This is a genomic window from Streptosporangium sp. NPDC001681 (assembly GCF_040298085.1).
In the GTDB taxonomy this organism is placed as follows: Bacteria; Actinomycetota; Actinomycetes; order Streptosporangiales; family Streptosporangiaceae; genus Streptosporangium.
The window spans coordinates 26852-41613 of the sequence record NZ_JBEOZN010000043.1 but is presented as its reverse complement, the minus strand read 5'-3'; the positions used below and the strand labels follow the sequence as shown (position 1 = coordinate 41613).

The following is a 14762-nucleotide window of genomic DNA, read 5'->3' as shown; positions in this document are numbered from 1 at the left end:
CTTTCTTACGATCATGTCCGGAATGGTGACAGATCGACGCGGTGCCTGTCCACCACGTACGAAGCCGGACGCCGCGCGGCAGGCGTGACGTTTCCAGGTACGCGGGCCGGGTCGTCAGCGCAGTGGGATGGGGTTCGGAGCGGGAGGGCGGCGCTTCCACCGGTAGGTGCCGGACGGCCAGTCCGCCACCTCGTAGCCAGGCAGGTTTTTGATGCCCACGGTACGGAAAGGCCGGCCATTGTCGTCGATGGTCGCGGTTCCCTTCCTGCCTTGACTGCTCCAGTCCACGAGGATCCGCCAGCGGCAGTCGCAGTCACGGGTGGCACCGAAGATGTGAAAGATCTCGGTATCGCTGTCCGAAACGCTGCCGCCACCCATATCCGCGAGCTTTAGTCTCGCTTTCCAGCCGCGCTGTTCGGGGCCGTGTGCGCGGCGGATCGGACGGTTCCTGTTCGTGGTCATCGATCACCGGCCATGGGTTTGGTGGCGCCACAATATGCCAGCACGAAGGAACTGCTGAACCTACAGAATGATGCCATGCCGGAAAGTGCTTCGCGGGTCGTCCAGGTCACCGTTTGAGGACCGGTGGGTCGTGCGACACACTGATCGGCATGACAACCACCCCCCATGCTCCGACAACGTGGACTCTCGCCGCGAGACGTCACCGTCTGGTGGCCGCGATCATAGACGGTTTGATTTTTGCCGCAGTGGTATTATCGGTCCGCGCGCTGCTTGGCACTGATTACGAGGTGTCCGATGAATCGGCTCTCGTTGGTTATCTCAACCCCTATGTGGGAAACCCCTATTGGCCGATCGACGTTTCGGTCACGGTCCTTCTCGCGGTCTACTTCTGGCTGCAGCACGCGCTGTGGGGGCAGACGCTCGGCAAGCGGCTCTGGCGTCTGAAGGTGGTGTCCGGCGTGACCGGAGAGACGCCCGGCTTCCGTCAGGCGGGAATGCGGGTTCTTGTCTACCCCGTCCTGACATTGGTGCCTTACCTCGGAGTGCTGATCAGCCTGGTCGATCCGCTGTGTGCGTTCTTCGGTTCGAAGCGCCGATGCCTGCATGACGTGATCGCTGAAACCGTCGTGGTCGACCTCGGCAGCCCCGTCCGGGAAAAGTCCGGAGGATCCGGATCCCTGTTCGGCCTGGGCGTCGTCCTCATTCTTCTCGCTGTCCTCATAATCGTCTCCGCGCTGGTGTGGATGTAGCCCACCGCGGCGAATACGGGCCTGATCCGCGCACAGGTCGCGGGAACGGGCTATGTGGAGCCCCTGCCGTTTTGTTGAAGATAAGTGGATGAAAAGCGGTAATCCTCCCTCGGGATGCCGAGCTCCTTGCCGGTTGGGATGAGCGGGTTTCTTATGATTTCGGCGTCGGCGAAAGTCGTGCGGAGGCATGGGCGCGCGCGGAGGTGCGGGCGAGGCGGCGCACTCCTCGGAAAGCGAGGCGGACAAGCTCGAAGAGAAACGCCAGCCGGCACAGCAGGGCGGACATGATCGTGGTCTCGCCGAGCAGCTCCTGGTGGTTCTGGTACGCCCACTGGCCCAGTACGGTCGCGGCGAGGGCGCCCAGCACGTACCCGAGCATCGCCAATGCCGCGCTGTGTCCCGATCGCATGAAGTGATCATACGGATTTACCGTGGTTTTTTCGGATAACTCGGGATCTTGATGATGTCTGGTTATTTACCGACGTTGCCGTCGAGGTAGACCCAGGCGTAGTCGTGGCGTACGAAACGGCTGTTCTCCCGGAGTTCGCCCGGACGGCCGCGTTCGGTGTAGTGGGCGCGGAACTCGACGGTGCCCGCGGTGGAGAACGGGCCGCCCTCGGTGCCGCCGAGGATGTCCAGGCGCACCCAGCGCAGCCCGGGGTCGAAGTCGATGCCGGGCGGCCTGGTCGTGGGGTGCCAGCTGCGGAGCAGGTACGCCTCGTCGTGAACGGCGAACGCGCTGAAGCGGGAGCGCATCAGCTGCTCGGCGGTGCTCGCCTTGGTCTCCCCGCGGTGCAGCCGGCCGCAGCAGTCGTCGTAGGCCGAGGGCAGCCCGCAGGGGCAGGTCGCCGGAGTGGCGCGGACCGGTCGCGGGCGTGGCGTGCGCGGGGACATGGCTCCATCATGTTCAGTGCGGGGACTATCGAGCTTACCCGGCAGGTGAATCGCTTGTTTGAAACGGTCAGGGCCTGGCCGTCGTCCACCTCGGCCGAGGGAGGCGAGAAGCCGCTCCCCTCGGGGGCGGAGGAGTCACCGTGGCTCAGGCCCGCCGGTCCGGGTGGTCCGCGGCGCTGAGCCGGGCGGCGCGGGTGGTGAGGTAGTCGCGCTCCGGGGCGCTCGTCGTGCGGCTCGCCGCCGCGCGGTAGTCGTCGACGGCCGCCCGCAGGTCACCGGCCATCTCCAGCAGGTGGGCCCGGGCGGTGTGGAAGCGGTGGTGTCCCGACAGGCGGTCTTCGAGTTCGCCGAGCATCTCCAGGCCGGTCGCGGGGCCGTGCGCCATGGCGGCGGCGACGGTGCGGTTGAGCGAGACCATCGGGTTGTCGGACATGCGTTCCAGCAGGCCGTACAGGGCCAGGATCTGTGGCCAGTCGGTCTCCTCGGCCGTCGGCGCCTCGTCGTGGACCGCGGCTATCGCCGCCTGGAGCTGGTAGGGGCCGACCGCACCCCTGGCCAGGGTGTCGGTGATGAGCGCGATCCCCTCGGCGACCGCCTTGCCGTCCCACAGGCTCCGGTCCTGCTCCGCCAGCGGGATCGGGGTGCCGTCCGCGCCGGTCCGCGCCGGGCGCCGGGCGTCGGTGAGCAGCATCAGCGCGAGCAGCCCGGCCACCTCGCGGTCGTCGGGGAGCAGGTCGTGAGCCGTCCTGGTCAGCCTGATCGCCTCGCGGGACAGCTCCACGCGCTGCAGGTCGGGACCGGCGCTGCTGGCGTAGCCCTCGTTGAAGATGAGGTACAGCACATGCAGCACCGAACCGAGTCGCCGCGCCCGTTCCTGGGGAGCGGGCATGCCGAAGGGGATGCCGGATGCCTTGATGCGCTGCTTGGCCCGGCTGATCCGCTGCGCCATGGTCGCCTCGGGCACCAGGAAGGCCCTGGCGATCTCGGCGGTGGTCAGGCCGCCCACGGACCGCAAGGTGAGGGCGATCGCCGAGGCCGGGGTCAGTGCGGGGTGACAGCAGAGGAACAGCGTGGTCAGCGTGTCGTCCCGGTCCCTCGCGCGCGCGTCGTCCGCCGGCGGGGCGGTACGCGGCTCGGAGGGCGCCTGCGAGGCCACCAGCTCCTCCCGGCGGCGGCGGGCCTGCTCGTTGCGCACCTGCTCGGTCATCCGGCGGTACGCGACCTGGATGAGCCATCCTCGCGGGTTGGCGGGTACGCCCTCCGCCGGCCACTGGGCGATGGCGTCGAGCAGCGCCTCCTGGACCGCGTCCTCGGCGGCGGCGAAGTCTCCGAAGCGGCGGGTGAGCACGCCGACGACCTGCGGCACCAGCTGGCGCAGCAGGTCGTCGATGGCCGGGCTGTCCAGCGGTCACAGCTCCTCGGGCGGGGCTGCCGACATCACCTCGCGCACCTCGATCGGCATGTTCAGCGGCTTGCCGCCGGGGCCGGGCGCGGCCGAGACGTACGCGGCGAGATCGACGGCGCGCTCGGGGCTGTCGCAGTCGATGATCCAGTAGCCGATCAGGAACTCCTTCGTCTCGGGGAACGGGCCGTCCGTGACGACGGCGGCGCCGCCCTCGCCGGCCCGGACGATCCTGGCCTGGTCCGGGGCCGCCAGTCCCTGCGCGTCCACGAACTCCCCGGCCTCGGTGAGCTTCCTGTTCGTGTCGTGCATGAACTCGATGTGGGCCCGGACGTCCTCGACGGGCCAGGTGTGCATCGGCGGGACCTCGTCTTTCAGCTGCCCGCTGAACTGCATCAACATCATGTACTTCACGTCTTCGCTCCTCACGTTCGAGCGCCGTTCTCGGTGCTCTCACCCACAGGTAGAAGCAGACCCAGCCGTTCTCGACATTCTGCCGGACATCCGTGCGGAAAAATCTGCCGGAGTTCACGCGGCACACCCCGGCGAGCCGCTACGGGGTGGGTGTCCAGCGCCGCAGGCGGGGTCCCGGTCCCGCTCGTCGCGGTGGCCGGAGGTGGGGAGCGGGCGGGACTACAGGCCCATCTCGCGGGTCAGCAGCCGGTGTGCCTGCTCGATGTCGGCGTGGGTGTAGCCGGGGACGCTCAGGTCGAGCTGCTGGAGGAGGTCCATCAGGGCCTGCTTCTGTGCCAGGTGCTGGACGGGGATCTGGTCAAGGTCCACGTTGATGAGCCAGTCGAACAGCACCACCGCGTCGGCGGTCCACAGGCTCAGCGCGGTCATGTCCGAGGCTGCCATTCTCAGGCCGGGCGTTCCGCTCATGCGAGCAACCTACCCCCATGCCCATATGCGAAATAACCCGCTTTGTCATCTCAATGTGCCGGACTTACGGCGGGGCCGGAACTACTACCGAGTAGTGATCGAAAACATTCGAAAATCAATAGAAAGAGATGTTGTATGCGCTTTTTGGCCGTTAGCTTCGCGTGTAGTCGGTAAATGTCCGGATTTGAGCTCACCCGACAGCTCCGGCCACCCCGAGGGCCCTGCCCGGGCGGCGGGAGGAGCCCTCCAGGGGAAGATCTCATCGCCCGCTGAGCGCGGCCCACAGGGTTTCGAACTCCTCGGAGGTCAAGGAGTTCAGGCCGAAGTCGCCGGGATAGATCGGGCCCTCGGCCAGGAAGCCGTGCTCGTCCTCGATATGGTTCCACGAGTACGTGCGGGCCACGCCGTCCGAGCCCAGCTCGGCGTGGCGCACGGGCCAGTACTCCCCGCCGCTGTCGATGACGGTCTCGAACAGCCATACGTGGCCGTCGCCGTCCACCCCGTGCCAGTACAGGTGCGGCCGGTCGCTCTCGTCGAGCGCCCGGATCGTTTCCTTGCGACGGTCTTGCAGCATTCTGCTCCTAATGTTCGCCAAACGCAGTCCGAGGGCGCTTATCCTGCCTTTTGCTATGTTGCGAGTTCTTGGTCCGCTTCAGGCGGAGATCAACGGCCATCCGGTCGACCTCGGTACCTCCCGGCAGCGGGCCGTGGTGGCCAGGCTCGTCGCGGCGGGTGGGCACGTGGTCTCCACCGATCGTTTCATCGATGACCTGTGGCGCGGGCAACCCCCGCCCAAGGCGCTGGCCGCCCTCCAGGTCTACGTGTCCAACCTGCGGCGGGTGCTCGAACCCGGACGGCTGCCGCGCACGCCCGCCACGGTGCTGGTCAGTGCCGCACCCGGTTACCGCCTTCGGCTGGAGCCCGAACGGGTGGACGCCTGGCTGTTCCCCCGCCTGGTCGACGCCGCCGGGGCCGCGCTCGCCGCGGGAGACGGGGCGCGGGCACTGGAGGCGGTGGACCGGGCACTCGCGCTCTGGCAGGGGCCCGCCTACGCGGAGTTCGCCGACGACGAATGGGCGGAGCCCGAGGCCGTACGGCTGGACGAGTTGCGGCTGGTCGCCGTGGAGCACCGGGCGGAGGCGCTGCTGGTGCTCGGCCGCAACGCCGAGATCGAGCTTGAGCAGCACGTCCGAGCCCATCCGCTCAGGGAGAACGCCGTCCGGCTGCTCGCCCTGGCCTACTACCGGGCCGGTCGGCAGGCCGATGCCCTGGCCACGATCAGGAAGGCCCGTGAGACCCTCGCCGACGAGCTGGGGGTGGACCCCGGTCCCGCGCTGCGCGCGCTGGAGGGCGACATCCTCGCCCACGCCGACTCACTGAACCGCCCGGCCACGCCCGCCTCCGGTGCCGATGGGGTCGCCGTGGGGGAGCCGGAGCAGGACAGGTCTGAGCGAGACCTGGACGCGCCGGACCTGGCCACCGCCCCCGTACCCGACCTCGTGGGCCGTACCGAGGAGATGGCGACGCTGCAGGCGGTCGCCGACCGGGGCAGGCTGCGCACGGTCTGGCTGGGCGGAGACCCCGGGGCGGGCAAGAGCGCGCTGGCCGCGGCCTTCGCCAGGCGGCAGGCGGCACGTGGCTGGCTGACCGCGACCGGGCAGTGCCCGGAGACCGAGGGCGGGGCGCCGCCCGCCTGGGCGTGGAGCGAGGTGCTGCGCGCCCTGGCCGCGGACCGGCCGCCCCGGGACGACCTGGCCGCCCGGCTGGCGCCGCTGCTGGACGACGACGCCCCGCCGGCGGGCCCGTTCCTACTGGCCCGGGCGGTGGGTGACTACCTGTCCCAGATCGTCGGGCAGGGCACCCGGCTGCTGGTGGTCATGGAGGACGTGCACCGGGCCGACAGCGAGACGCTCCAGCTCCTGCGCCACCTCGCCACGGGCGCCGCCGAGGCCGACATCATGATCGTCGCGACCTACCGGCCCACCGAGGCCGTCGACCACCTGGGGGCGACCTGGGCGGCCCTGGCCGGGCGCGACACCCACCGGCTCGACCTGCACGGGCTCGGTGACGAGGACGTGGCGCTGCTGCTGCGTGAGCGTTCGGGCCGGGAGGTGGACGCGGTGACCGCGCGGACCGTGGCCGAGCGCACCGGCGGCAACCCGCTGTTCGTCTGCGAGACCGCGCGGCTGATCACCACGGACGGCACCTCGGCCGCCCGCGCGCTGCCGCCGGGCGTGCGCGACCTGATCAGGCGCAGGATCGCCAGGCTGCCCGCGGTGGCGCAGAGAACCCTGCGGGACGCGGCCATCATCGGGCGGGACATCGACGTCGACGTGCTACTCGCCCTGGACGGCTCCGATGAGGACACCGTGCTCGAAGGGCTGGAGGCGGGCGTGCTGACCGGGCTGCTGACCGAGCCCGCGCCGGGCCGGGTGCGCTTCGCCCACGTGCTGGTCAGGGAGACGCTGTACGAGGACACGCCGGGACTGCGCCGCATGCGCCTGCACGGCAGGGTCGTCGGCGCACTGGAACGGGTCCGGCCGGGAGAGGTCACCGCGCTGGGTCACCACGCGCTCGCCGCGGCCACCGCGGCCTCGGCGGGGCGGGCGGTCTCCTACGCCAGGGCGGCGGCCGAGCAGGCGCGCGGCATGCACTCCTACCGGGAGGCCGGGACGTTCTACCGGGGGGCGCTGGACCTCGCCGAGGACGACGCGCTCCGGCTCGACCTGCTCTGCTCGCTGGTGCAGGTCCAGGCGCACGAGGGCAACGTGCTGGCCGCCAGGGAGAACCGGGAGCGGGCCATCGCCCTCGCGCGGCGGCTGGGCGACGGCCTGAACCGGGCGCTGACCGCCTACGACGCCCCGGTGACCTGGTCGATCCAGCCCAACAGGCAGGTGGACCAGCCGCTCGTCGACGAGCTGGTGCAGGCGCTGGACGGCGCCGACGACGAGACCCGCTGTCGGCTGCTGGCCACGCTCGTCTTCGAGCTGGAGGGGCACGACGACGAGCGCTGTCTGGCCTACAGCGCCGAGGCGGTCGTGATCGCCCGGCGGCTGGGCCGCAGCGACCTCGTCCGCCTGGCCCTGAACGCCCGCTACTTCGTGCTGCTGATCCCGGACCGCCGTGACGAGCTGGAGGTGCTGGGCCGGGAGCTGGTCAGGCTGGGCGACCGCGACGGGCTGCCCGGGTACGCCATGCAGGGGCACCACGCCCTGTCCATGGTCAGCCTGGGCCGCTGCGACCTGGCCGCGGCCAGGCGGCACGCGGACCGCGCCCTGGAGCACTCCACCACCGGCCAGCTCGGACTGGCGCTGAACGTGTTGTCCATGATCGACACACTGGTCATGCTGGTCAAGGGCGACTTCGAGGGCGCGGAACGGTCCTACCTGGCGATCGGCGAGCGGATGATGGCCGCGGGCGGGGCCGTCGCCCACATCATCGGCGCCATCGGCCGGTTCGTGGCCCGGCTGGCGGGTGGCGTGCCGCAGGACATGGCGGAGCTGCTGACGCTGTACTCCTTCGTTCCCGAGGGGCTGGCGGACATCGTCGTCCGGGCGCTGGTCGCCGAGGGCAGGGTGGACGAGGCACGCGCCTACTGGAGGCCCGACCAGGAGCCCAACCGGGACTACTACTGGCTCCTCTGGCAGGGACTGCGCGGGGAGAGCGCGATCGCGCTGGGCGACCGGGCGGTGGCCGAAGGCTGCTACCGGACGCTGCTGCCCTGGGACGGCGAGCTGGCCGGGATGCACTCCGGGTCGATCACGCTGGGGCCGGTCGCCCTGATCCTGGGCAACCTGGCGGCCTTCCTCGGACACGACGCGAGTACCCACTACAAGCAGGCGGTGCGGGTCGCCGAGCGGGTCGGCTCGCCGCACTGGGCGCGTAGGGCGGCGGAGGCACTCGCGGGGAGTGGGGGCCAGAGTTCGGCGGGAGGCTCGAACCAGGCGTAGACGGCCCGCTCGGGGCGGAAGCGGGCACACCGGGCCCGGCCGCCGGATCACACACGGATCTGCGGGCATGATCCGGCTCATGCCGCGCGGGCAGGCGCTCCGGGACGGCATGTAGTGCGGCCCGGATCAGAGGCCGGCGAGAGGGCCGAAGACGAGTCGCTGACGGCGCCGGTGGCCGCGCCGGAACAGGGAGAGCATCAACGTCAGCATGGGACCGGCGAGCTTGCGCAGCCGGGCCAGCTCGTCGGGCCTGGCGTACTGCTCGATCCTCGGCAGATCGATCTTGATGTTCCCGCCCTTGCGTACCGCCGTCTCGACCGTCTCCCAGTCGGCGACGGACACGTACTTCTTGATGATCGGGAAGAGCAGCCGCTCCTCTTCGGTGATGTGCTCGTCGAGCATGTCGGCCAGCCGGGTGAGGGACTTGGCGAGTGCGGAGGCGTCGCCGGTCGAGGCGAACGCGGCGGCCTGGCCGTTGATCTCGGTCAGCAGCGGGTCGAGGTCGGCGTGGTCGTCACTGAGGTCGCGCAGGTCCACCTCGACTCCGGCGGACCGTTCGAGGACGGGCCAGAGCACCTCGTCCTCCATCGTGTGGTGATGGTGGATGCCGTGGTTCATGGTCGTGATGAATTCGGCGATGGCGCGGGCGCGGGCCGGATCGGCTACCTGCCGTCCCTCGGTCAGCTGGGTCGCGAGGTCGGCGAGGCGGCGGGCGTCAGCGCGCATGGCGCGGTGGGTGATCTGGAATCCCAGTAGTTCCGGGGTCATTTCGGAGGGCTCCTTGAGCGGTGCGGTCGCTTACCCGACCACGGTGCGGCAGCCCTCTTATGAGCTACTTGGCGGCTACTTGGTAGGACGAGTCCCCTCGGCGTGGGGAGGCGCCCTTTCCGCCGCTCGGTGCCCGTCGGGGTGGCCGCCGGGGGCTCCCGGGCGGAGGCCGGATCCGGGGCGCCGGCGGCGGTTCGCGGGGATCCTCGGGGGAGGGCGTGTGGTGATCCGGACGGTCCTCGATTGATTTCGCATCCCGCTCCGGAGCCGTGTATGGTTACACCTGTCCGCAAGCGAGAGCGACACGGACAGGCCCCTTTAGCTCAGTCGGCAGAGCGTCTCCATGGTAAGGAGAAGGTCTACGGTTCGATTCCGTAAAGGGGCTCAACAGCCTAAAAGCCCTGACCTTCGGGTTGGGGCTTTCGGCTTGGTTGACCTTTAGGTCAGCCAGAAAACACTCAAGGTTCCCGACGCGCGAACGGGCATACTGGGGTAACCCAGAAGAGATCGCCCTGACCTGCACAAGTACGTAGGCACTCAGCGGGTCGGGTATCCTTGCGAGGTCGGTCGATTTCATCGGCCTCAAGGCGGAGTAGCTCAGTCAGGCAGAGCAAACGGCTCATAATCGTTGTGTCGCCGGTTCAAGTCCGGCCTCCGCTACTACCCACCGGGGTCCCCTCCCACAGAGGGGCTCTGCCGTGGGTTGTCCACTGTCCCGAACGTAGAAAGGCACTCCCAAGTGGCTGCCACCGACGTTAGGCCGAAGATCACGCTGGCCTGCCAGGAGTGCAAGCACCGCAACTACATCACGCGGAAGAACCGGCGCAACGACCCGGATCGGCTTGAGCTGAAGAAGTACTGCCCGAACTGCAAGGCGCACCAGGCGCACCGCGAGACCCGCTAGTCCGCGAAGCCTCCCGCTCCGGTGGGAGATGAGTGTCTGATGGGCACGCACATACTCCACGAAAACCGGCGTCCTCAGGCGGGCGCCGGTTTGTCGTATCCGCACAGCTTTTCCGCTCGGCTGTTGACCGCGGCGGACAGGTGGGGCCGTAGTGGCTTCGGGCTACGGTTTCCTGGTGGCCCCGAGGGCACACCCTGGAATCTTGTTCTGTTACTGTCGGCCTGACCCACCGGTATCCGCAAAGGAGCACGATGGCCTTGAACCGTGACTTCGTCGGGCGGGCGTCCGCGCCCTCCTCGCCGTACGAGGTCAGCCGCGTGAAGATCAAAGAGTTCGCCGCCGCGATCGGCGACGACAACCCGATCTACCGGGACAGGGAGGCCGCCCAGGCGGCCGGGCACCCCGACGTGATCGCCCCGCCGACCTTTCCCATCGTGTTCAGCCTGGCCGGGGGGTCGATCCTGGCCGACCCCGAGCTCGGGCTGAACTTCGCCATGGTGGTCCACGGCGAGCAGCGTTTCGAGTACCGGCGGCCGATCCACGCCGGGGACGAGCTGGTCAGCGTCTCCACCGTGACCGACATCCGCAGCGCCGGCCGCAATGAGCTGATCACCGTCAAGAGCGAGGTCAGCACCGTCGACGGCGAGTCCGTGTGCACGACCTACAACACCATCGTCGAGCGTGGAGGGGCGGGCTGAGATGGCCGCGACTGTCAAGTACGACGAGGTCGAGACGGGTCAGGAGATCCCGCCCGCCGACTACCCGGTGCGCCGCGCCAGCCTGGTGATGTACGCCGGGGCGTCCGGTGACTTCAACCCCATCCACTGGAACGAGCGCTTCGCCAAGACCGTCGGGCTGCCGGACGTCATCGCCCACGGCATGTTCACCATGGCCCAGGGCGGACGGTTCGTCACCGATTGGGCGGGCGACCCGGGCGCGGTCGTCGACTACGGGGTGCGCTTCTCCTCCATGGTCGTCGTCCCGGATGACGACCAGGGCGCCGTCATCACGGTGAGCGGGATCATCGAGGAGAAGCTCGAGGACAAGCGCGTGGTGGTCGCCCTGACCGCCAAGTCCAACGACTCCCGGGTCCTGTCCAAGGCCCGCGCGGTGGTCCAGCTGTCGTAGCGGTCGCCGGGCGAGGGCATGCTCGCGGGCCGGGGCCGAATCTTCTCCCGGTCCGTGGGTAGCGTCCCCAGCATGAGCGAAGTACCACCTGAGGTGACCAACCTGGCCGAGCGATGGGCCAGGGCGCGAGCCGAGCACGACCATGCCATGGCCGACGCGCTCCGCGACGAGATCAGAGCCGAGGGCTGGCTCGTCCAGGACACCGCGGTCGGCTTCGAGCTCATCCCCGTACCCCCCTTCGAGGCGTGGCCCACGCTCCGTTCCCTGCCCGAGAACGCCTCGGCTGCCGGGAGGCGCGAGGGTTCCCCAGCGGCCGGGCGGGACGGTTCCGGTGCGCGGCCGGGTACCTCCGCGGACACCGGCACCGAAGACGCAGCCCGCAGGCGGGACGGATCCGCCGATGCTGGACAGGTCGCCGAGACCGCGGATCCGGGGCGTCACCCCGGGCGGCTCGGTGCTCTGGACGCGGAGCGGGTCGCCGAGACCGAGGCGGCACCCCGGCCGAGGCCCGAGGGCTCCGAGCTGGTCGGCCGGTCGGACGATCTCCACGGTCATCCCGAGTGGATGGTCTCCTCCCAGTTGCTCTGGGACGCCAGCCTGTCGGTCTCCCGGCTCGACGAGACCATCGTCGCCCCCGCCGAGGTCGAGGAGCCGAGGGCCGCGCACTCGACGGTGACCGTCGCGCTGCTGGTCGACGGCCGGCCAGAAGAGCTGCGCGAGTGCGTACGCGCCCTGGTCGCCCGTACGGAGGCCAGGATCCTCGCCCTCGACCTGGGGAACCTGGACGGAGCCGGAGCCGTCCTGCAGGAGCTGGTGCGGGAGTTCCCCCATCGGGTGGAGGCGTGGCATGTGGCCGAGCTCCCGCACTGGAGGGGCGGCTCCGCCGGGTGGGGGGAGAGCCGTGACAAGCTACTCCGTCTCGACACCTCTGACGTGCACGTCGTCATGGACACCTCGATGATCCTGGAAGGCGACGCCATCACCCCGCTGGTCAAGGCGCTGGACGACGACATCACCGCGGCGGGCTGGAAGGGCGTGAACCCTCGCGAGGACGGTCAGGAGTGGCTGGAGGCCGAGCCGGGCGAGGTCCGGGCACTGCTCGGCCACCTGATCGCGGTCAGGCGCGACACGGTGCTCGCCGCGGGCGGCTTCCCCACCGAGGCCCGTTACTACCGCAACGCCGACCTGGAGTTCTCGCTCGGGCTCCCCGGCATCCTGGTCGGCCTGGGCAAGGACCTTCCGGTCCATCAGGAGCGGCACCGCGGTCAGGACGACGTCGACCCCGAATATCGCGACAGGGAGTCGCGGCGGACCTACGACCGGGTGCTGAGGCTGCTGCGCTCCCCGTAGGCTGGTCGCGGATTTCTGCCGGGTGTGGGGAAGCGTATGACGGAGCGGGTGGCAGGGGTACGGCTGGCGCCGTACACGACGCTTGGGCTGGGCGGAGCGGCCAGGGCGTTCGTGGAGGCCGGGTCGGCCGAGGAGATCGTCGAGCTGGTGGCCGAGGCCGACCGGGCGGGCGAGCCGGTGCTCGTGCTCGGCGGCGGCAGCAACCTGGTCGTCTCCGACGAGGGGTTCGACGGCCTGGTCGTGCGTGTCGCCTCCCAGGGCGTCGAGATCGACGGGGACCGGGTCACCGCGCAGGCGGGCGAGGACTGGGACTCACTGGTCGAGCGCATGGGGGCGGAGGGCCGCTCGGGAGTGGAGTGCCTGTCCGGCATCCCCGGGTTGGTCGGGTCCACACCGATCCAGAACGTCGGCGCCTACGGGCAGGACGTCTCCCAGACGATCATCGCTGTCCGGGTCTACGACCGCCGGAGCGGCGAGGTGCGGGACCTGACCGCGCGGGAGTGCGGGTTCGCCTACCGGCACAGCGCGTTCAAGGAGGAACTCGGGCGGCACGTCGTGCTCGCGGTCACCTACGAGCTGGCCGGCGACGCGCTGTCCGGTCCGATCGCCTACCGGGAGCTGGCGGTCCGGCTGGATGTCGCGCTGGGCGATCGGGTACCGCTGGCGCGGGCTCGCGCGGCGGTGCTGGAGCTGCGCGCGGGCAAGGGCATGGTCCTGGACGCGGCCGACCCGGACACCCGCAGCGCGGGGTCGTTCTTCACCAACCCGATCCTGACCGGCGGACAGGCCGCCGAGCTGGAGCTGCGGGCGCCGGGGTTCCCCCGCTGGGACATGCCGGACGGGGCGGTCAAGGTCCCGGCGGCATGGTTGATCGAGAACGCCGGGTTCCCGAAGGGATACCGGCGCGGCCCGGCACGCATCTCCACCAAGCACACCCTTGCAATGACAAATCCGGAAATGTCGGCCTCGACCGAGGAGCTTCTCGATCTCGCCCGCGAGGTCAGGGACGGGGTCTTCGAGAAATTCGGCGTCACCCTCGTCAACGAGCCCGTGATGGTCGGCACTCGCCTCTGAGCTCTGAGGAGCCGGATTGCCCGGGGCGACCTGCGAAGGCGTCGGTCTCCGGGGCCGGGGCAGGACCCGGGAATGAGCATCCTGCCCCGGCTGCTATGGTCTGATGGAAACACCCGAAGGGGAGTAGTCCCAATCGCGTGATCGACATACTGGCGCTCCAGGGCGCCCGGTCGCGCGGGCCTCGGATTCGGCCGTTCTCTCACGGCTCCGGGGCGGACGAGACCTTCGGCCTGGCAGGCAATCATCGATGCCGCCGGGCCGAAGTCGTGCCCGAAACTCCCCGGGTGCCCCCCTTCAGCCCGGCCGCACGCGCGGGAAGGGCACCCTCCATTGGAAGCGTTCTGGATCAGTCTTGTTGTGATCTTCGTCGCGGAGTTGGGCGACAAGAGCCAGCTCATGGCCATGACCTTCGCCACCCGGTTCAAGCCGTGGCCGGTCCTCGCCGGAATCACCCTGGCCACCGCGGTGGTCCACCTGGTCAGTGTCGGTCTCGGCGGGCTGGCCGGTGACCTTCTCCCCACCACGGCGATTACGATCATCGCCGGAATCGCCTTCCTCGGCTTCGCCCTGTGGACGCTGCGCGGGGACGAGCTGACGGACGAGGAGGCCCAGAAGGCGCAGCGCACCACCCGATCGGCGATCATCGCCGTGACCGTCGCCTTCTTCCTCGCCGAGCTGGGCGACAAGACCATGCTCGCCACCATCACCCTCGCCACCCAGCACGGCTGGTTCGGCACCTGGATCGGCTCGACCGTCGGCATGGTCGCCGCCGACGCCCTGGCCATCCTGGTCGGACGGATGCTCGGCAAGCACCTGCCGGAGAAGATCATCAGGTACGGCGCCGCCGCCGCGTTCGCCGTCTTCGGCGTGATCCTGCTGCTCGAACCCCTGCTGGCCTGACCGTGCTCCTCCCCGACGGAGCGGCGACCGGTCAGGCCAGCCGGGCTTCGATCTCCCGCACGCTGGGATTGACCAGCGCGGATCCGTCAGGGAGGAGCACGGTGGGGATCAGCCAGGAGCCGCCGCCGAGGTCGGTGATGAGCTCGATCGCGCCGGGCGTCCGGTCAACGTTCACCTCGACGAAGGGGATCTCCGCGCGGGTGAGCGCGGCCTTCAGCCGGTGGCAGTGACCGCACCACGGAGCGCTGTAGACGGTGAGGGAGGACATGGATTCCCTATTCGAAAGGTGGGTTTGACGT

The 14762-nt window shown here is 69.7% G+C and carries 17 protein-coding genes and 2 tRNA genes; 10 read left to right on the top strand and 9 right to left on the bottom strand.

Annotated elements, in window-relative coordinates; all coding sequences use genetic code 11:
- Positions 1-114 precede the first annotated feature (114 nt).
- Positions 115-462, bottom strand: coding sequence for a hypothetical protein (locus tag ABT130_RS20875; protein ID WP_350957479.1), 348 nt, complete (start codon positions 460-462; stop codon positions 115-117).
- A gap of 149 nt (positions 463-611) precedes the next feature.
- On the opposite strand from ABT130_RS20875, the gene ABT130_RS20870 reads away from it, so the two are divergent.
- Positions 612-1211 carry an RDD family protein gene (locus tag ABT130_RS20870; protein ID WP_350957476.1) on the top strand — a complete coding sequence of 200 codons (600 nt, stop codon included), beginning with the start codon at positions 612-614 and terminating at the stop codon, positions 1209-1211.
- 151 nt (positions 1212-1362) lie between these two features.
- Here ABT130_RS20870 and ABT130_RS20865 read toward each other — a convergent pair whose 3' ends face one another.
- From ABT130_RS20865 to ABT130_RS20840, 6 genes are all read right to left on the bottom strand, one after another.
- Positions 1363-1620, bottom strand: a complete 258-nt coding sequence (locus ABT130_RS20865) for a hypothetical protein (RefSeq protein ID WP_350957473.1) — start codon at positions 1618-1620, stop codon at positions 1363-1365.
- A 62-nt stretch (positions 1621-1682) separates the two neighbouring features.
- Positions 1683-2105 (bottom strand): YchJ family protein, encoded by a 423-nt coding sequence (locus tag ABT130_RS20860; protein WP_350957471.1) that lies wholly within the window; start codon positions 2103-2105, stop codon positions 1683-1685.
- Between the two features lie 145 nt (positions 2106-2250).
- Positions 2251-3510 (bottom strand): RNA polymerase sigma factor, encoded by a 1260-nt coding sequence (locus ABT130_RS20855; RefSeq protein ID WP_350957557.1) that lies wholly within the window; start codon positions 3508-3510, stop codon positions 2251-2253.
- 3 nt (positions 3511-3513) lie between these two features.
- Positions 3514-3912, bottom strand: coding sequence for a YciI family protein (locus ABT130_RS20850; protein ID WP_350918670.1), 399 nt, complete (start codon positions 3910-3912; stop codon positions 3514-3516).
- Positions 3913-4140: 228 nt separating this feature from the next.
- Entirely contained in the window at positions 4141-4389 is a 249-nt protein-coding gene (locus ABT130_RS20845) for a hypothetical protein (protein ID WP_350957468.1), read from the bottom strand.
- Positions 4390-4648: 259 nt separating this feature from the next.
- A complete protein-coding gene (locus tag ABT130_RS20840) occupies positions 4649-4963 on the bottom strand; it encodes a hypothetical protein (RefSeq protein WP_343964889.1) in 315 nt (104 codons plus the stop codon).
- A gap of 55 nt (positions 4964-5018) precedes the next feature.
- Between ABT130_RS20840 and ABT130_RS20835 the strand changes: the two genes are divergently transcribed.
- Positions 5019-8339: an ATP-binding protein gene (locus tag ABT130_RS20835; protein WP_350957465.1), complete on the top strand. Its 3321-nt coding sequence runs from the start codon at positions 5019-5021 to the stop codon at positions 8337-8339.
- A 126-nt stretch (positions 8340-8465) separates the two neighbouring features.
- Here the strand turns inward: ABT130_RS20835 and ABT130_RS20830 are convergent, their stop codons facing one another.
- Entirely contained in the window at positions 8466-9107 is a 642-nt protein-coding gene (locus ABT130_RS20830) for a hemerythrin domain-containing protein (RefSeq protein WP_350918030.1), read from the bottom strand.
- 312 nt (positions 9108-9419) lie between these two features.
- Here ABT130_RS20830 and ABT130_RS20825 point away from each other — a divergent pair.
- From ABT130_RS20825 to ABT130_RS20790, 8 genes are all read left to right on the top strand, one after another.
- Positions 9420-9492, top strand: a tRNA-Thr gene (locus tag ABT130_RS20825).
- A 201-nt stretch (positions 9493-9693) separates the two neighbouring features.
- A tRNA-Met gene (locus ABT130_RS20820) sits at positions 9694-9767 on the top strand.
- 79 nt (positions 9768-9846) lie between these two features.
- On the top strand, positions 9847-10011 hold the full coding sequence (rpmG, locus tag ABT130_RS20815; RefSeq protein WP_350957462.1) for a 50S ribosomal protein L33: 165 nt from the start codon (positions 9847-9849) through the stop codon (positions 10009-10011).
- A 251-nt stretch (positions 10012-10262) separates the two neighbouring features.
- The gene (locus tag ABT130_RS20810; protein WP_350918025.1) at positions 10263-10709 is read left to right on the top strand and encodes a MaoC family dehydratase N-terminal domain-containing protein; all 447 of its coding nucleotides are present in this window, start codon (positions 10263-10265) and stop codon (positions 10707-10709) included.
- 1 nt (position 10710) lies between these two features.
- Complete coding sequence (locus ABT130_RS20805) at positions 10711-11139, top strand: MaoC family dehydratase (RefSeq protein ID WP_350957459.1); 429 nt, start codon at positions 10711-10713, stop codon at positions 11137-11139.
- Between the two features lie 72 nt (positions 11140-11211).
- Positions 11212-12489, top strand: coding sequence for a hypothetical protein (locus ABT130_RS20800; protein WP_350957457.1), 1278 nt, complete (start codon positions 11212-11214; stop codon positions 12487-12489).
- Between the two features lie 36 nt (positions 12490-12525).
- Positions 12526-13563: a UDP-N-acetylmuramate dehydrogenase gene (locus ABT130_RS20795; protein WP_350957455.1), complete on the top strand. Its 1038-nt coding sequence runs from the start codon at positions 12526-12528 to the stop codon at positions 13561-13563.
- Between the two features lie 330 nt (positions 13564-13893).
- Positions 13894-14463, top strand: coding sequence for a TMEM165/GDT1 family protein (locus ABT130_RS20790; protein ID WP_350957453.1), 570 nt, complete (start codon positions 13894-13896; stop codon positions 14461-14463).
- A 31-nt stretch (positions 14464-14494) separates the two neighbouring features.
- On the opposite strand, the gene ABT130_RS20785 is transcribed toward ABT130_RS20790, so the two are convergent.
- Positions 14495-14731, bottom strand: coding sequence for a glutaredoxin family protein (locus ABT130_RS20785; protein ID WP_350957450.1), 237 nt, complete (start codon positions 14729-14731; stop codon positions 14495-14497).
- Between the last annotated feature and the right edge of the window lie 31 nt (positions 14732-14762).